Annotated in this window: 4 protein-coding genes and 3 tRNA genes; all 7 read right to left on the bottom strand. The window is 53.8% G+C overall.

Annotated features, from left to right (window positions below; genetic code table 11):
• A partial coding sequence (locus tag FZF01_RS19215) for a GTP-binding protein (protein ID WP_263363819.1) occupies positions 1–119 on the bottom strand: 119 nt, incomplete at its 3' end.
• Positions 120–204: 85 nt separating this feature from the next.
• A tRNA-Thr gene (locus FZF01_RS19210) sits at positions 205–280 on the bottom strand.
• A gap of 25 nt (positions 281–305) precedes the next feature.
• A tRNA-Gly gene (locus tag FZF01_RS19205) sits at positions 306–379 on the bottom strand.
• A 24-nt stretch (positions 380–403) separates the two neighbouring features.
• Positions 404–487 (bottom strand) — tRNA-Tyr (locus FZF01_RS19200).
• A 151-nt stretch (positions 488–638) separates the two neighbouring features.
• Positions 639–1298 carry an SPOR domain-containing protein gene (locus FZF01_RS19195; protein ID WP_150279443.1) on the bottom strand — a complete coding sequence of 220 codons (660 nt, stop codon included), beginning with the start codon at positions 1296–1298 and terminating at the stop codon, positions 639–641.
• Positions 1298–2047 (bottom strand): type III pantothenate kinase, encoded by a 750-nt coding sequence (locus FZF01_RS19190; RefSeq protein ID WP_150279442.1) that lies wholly within the window; start codon positions 2045–2047, stop codon positions 1298–1300. Before FZF01_RS19190 ends, FZF01_RS19195 begins: the two co-directional genes overlap by 1 nt.
• Positions 2037–3014, bottom strand: coding sequence for a bifunctional biotin--[acetyl-CoA-carboxylase] ligase/biotin operon repressor BirA (gene birA / locus FZF01_RS19185; protein WP_223825567.1), 978 nt, complete (start codon positions 3012–3014; stop codon positions 2037–2039). Before birA ends, FZF01_RS19190 begins: the two co-directional genes overlap by 11 nt.
• Positions 3015–3196 lie beyond the last annotated feature (182 nt).

Genomic DNA, 3196 nt, shown 5'->3' with positions numbered 1-3196 from the left:
TAGGATTCAGCGCAAACCTTGGTCAATGCCGCTGTCAGAGTGGTCTTGCCATGGTCGACGTGACCGATGGTGCCCACGTTAAGGTGCGGTTTTTTACGTTCAAACTTCTCTTTAGCCATCGAGAGACCCCTTATTCGTGAGTACGATGCGCGTGTCACGCGACCATTAAATAAAAGGCAGATATTCGCATATCTGCCTCTATACTGGAGCTCATGAGCGGAATTGAACCGCTGACCTCACCCTTACCAAGGGTGTGCTCTACCAGCTGAGCTACATGAGCATTCAGACTTGTTGCAGAGCCAGATTGGAGCGGGTAGCGGGAATCGAACCCGCACCATCAGCTTGGAAGGCTGAGGTTCTACCGTTGAACTATACCCGCCTAGCACTGGCTTATTGCGAAATCTGGTGGAGGGGGAAGGATTCGAACCTTCGAAGCTTTCGCGTCAGATTTACAGTCTGATCCCTTTGACCGCTCGGGAACCCCTCCGTAAAAGAGGCGCCATTTTCTTCACTTGGCGCCACACTGTCAACACATTTATTAGCAAAAACCGCTACTTGTATGCTGAAAGTGATTTTCGGTGCCACCCAATCTGGAGAAAATGAGTCGCAACGCGGCGCATATGATAGGCCAAGCGCTTTCAGTACGCAACGGGATCACAGGGATCGAACTGATGCTGCAGCCCGGGAAAGCTCTCGCGCATGCGGGCCAGCATCGATTGATCCACTAACCTTCTGGCGTCAGCATCAACCTGTACCAGGTATTCGGCGGAGACCTTCTCAAGCGCTTCCACCTCAACGCCGTAACCCTCGGCCTGCAACTGGGCCTGTCGCGCAAGTGCATAATCCTCGCGACTGAACACCCCAAGAGATATGTTCCCAGCCAACGGGCCCTGACTAATCAGAAAACTGTCAATACCCTGGGCCTGCAACAACTTCAATCGCTGAATGGCTTCAGGCGACCCTCCCTGTACTGGAAATATCAACCAATAGTCGAGCGCATCTGCCACCTCCCTGGAGATAACTTTTGACTGTATTGACAAAGCCAGAAGCCTTTGACGCAACTGCTCGGCTTTCTCCGAGGTTTTAAAGGCCCCCAGATTGACGCACAGACTGGCAGGAGTGGCCGGCAAGGTAGTGGACTCATGACGCACTAGCGACTCTCCGGCACTCTCAGAGGCGAGACCCTCCAAAGGCACATCAGCAGAGTCGTAGAGCGCTTGCACGGCTTTATCGTCCTGCAATTGCCACAACGCATAGAGGACATTCAACAACAGTAGAAAAAGAAATACCGAGCGCATCATGCTTCCCCGAGCGGACAAGCCAAGGCAAGTCCTTCGAAAACAAGATCACTTATCACTTCGCAGTCCCCTTGCAGGGCTTCAGCCATCCGCTCGGCATCACCTCCGGTCAGTATTACCAGCATGTCTTCACCCAGAAGCTGATGCGCGATACGACTCTGTTCGCGAACAAAGCCAGCCAACATGAGGTCACAGCCATATTCCACGGCCTGCGCGGTTGTGTTACCCGGGGTGGGTAAAAGCAGATCTCCCAGCAAACTTTCGTCATAGCGTATGAGGCGTGTATGCCTCTTCAAACCGTTGCGCAGAAGCTTGCTGCCAGGTGCAATATAGCCACCCAGATGCTGGCCCTCAGGATCAACAAAATCAACTGTAATGGCTGTCCCAAGATCAATTACAACACATGCACGGCCACACCGATTGTAAGCTGCGACCAGTGCCAGCCAACGATCCATCCCGAGCTTGCTGAAGTCTGCATAGCCATTACGAACTCCGGCAAGTTCGAGACTGCCTCTGGCCAACATAGGGTGCAGCTTGAGCCAACTGGTCAATTGATCCATGACGACCTGTGTCTCTTCGGGAGACCGTACACTCACCAGCCGACAAGCATGAATCTCGCGCTCCTGGCCCCCGAGTAACAACTGCAGCTCAACCAGGTCAGGCGCCATATCCCTATCCCTTACTCGCCCCTCGCGATCCACCAGGCGCCACTTGATCAGCGTGTTCCCACAATCCAACTCAAGAAGCATCCTGTTTCCTCAGGCTGACTTCGCCCCCATTGGCCAGCACCAAACCATCATCCGTCTCAAGCTTGAGAGCCCCACGCTCAGTAACGCCACAGTGACGCCCTGAAATTACATGACTACCAGACACAACATTCACCATATGACCAAACCAGGCATCTAGCTGCTGCCAACCCGGTACAAATGGTTCGAAACCACTGTGTCGAAATATTTCTATTGCTTTCAGCAATTTTGCCGTGAAAAGTGCGACCAGCTTGTTCCTGTCCAGTTCGCCCTGAGGGGAAGACTGAAGTAAAGATGTCCAGGCTTGCTCAATAGGTCCTCCTGACTCTTCCCGCATCAACACATTGATCCCCACGCCGATGACCACGACACAGTCAGAAGTCAGATCACCCGCGATCTCGATCAGAATCCCGGCGAGCTTTTTACCGTCAAGCAAAATATCATTGGGCCACTTCAACTCAACACCATCGTAGCCGCAATCCTGGAGGGTTTCTGCCAGGACTATACCCACCACCAGGCTAAGCCCCTCAAGGCCTTGAGCACCGGTATCAAAGGGCTCGGTAACACTCAAATAGATGTTCTGCGCATAGGGACTAACCCAGGCGCGGCCCCGCCGACCACGACCCGCACTTTGCTGCTCACTAACACATACAAGACGGCGACGACCGAACTCGGACATGAGTCGCTGTGCCTCGGCGTTAGTTGAGTCGACATCCTGATAGAGGTGCCAACTCCAGAAGTTTCTGCAGTCGGCAGGAAGATGGTTAAGGATCACCTCCTCTTCAAGCAACACCGCCCCAACGGGGATCCGATAGCCTTTTCCACGAACCCGCTGGATAGGAAACCCCTTTTGTTCGAGAGGCCTCAAGGCTTTCCAGACCGCTGCCCGACTGACACCCAGCTTGGCACCTAGCGCTTCCCCGGAATGAAAACGCCCGTCGGACATCAATTTAAGCAAGGTGGTGAGCATGGAAACCGTCTATCTTCTGATTGAGAGACGCATGATACCGCCGCCGCTTGGCAGAATGAATGGGTAATGTGGTAATAGGCCGACAGAGAGCAGCTGCAAGCTGCAAGCTGCAAGCTGCAAGCTGCAAGCTGCAAGCTGCAAGCTGCAAGCGAATCAGTGTGGGGCGGGTGGCCGAGTAGCGG

Source organism: Halopseudomonas salina (assembly GCF_008641105.1).
The sequence above is the reverse complement of the archived record's forward strand: the minus strand, read 5'-3'. Positions and strand labels throughout refer to the sequence as shown.

What these genes read in the sequence shown, in the direction of transcription:
- FZF01_RS19195 (WP_150279443.1), bottom strand. Translation starts at nt 1,298, where the DNA reads ATGCGCTCGGTATTTCTTTTTCTACTGTTGTTGAATGTCCTCTATGCG.
- FZF01_RS19190 (WP_150279442.1), bottom strand. Translation starts at nt 2,047, where the DNA reads ATGCTTCTTGAGTTGGATTGTGGGAACACGCTGATCAAGTGGCGCCTG.
- birA (WP_223825567.1), bottom strand. Translation starts at nt 3,014, where the DNA reads ATGCTCACCACCTTGCTTAAATTGATGTCCGACGGGCGTTTTCATTCC.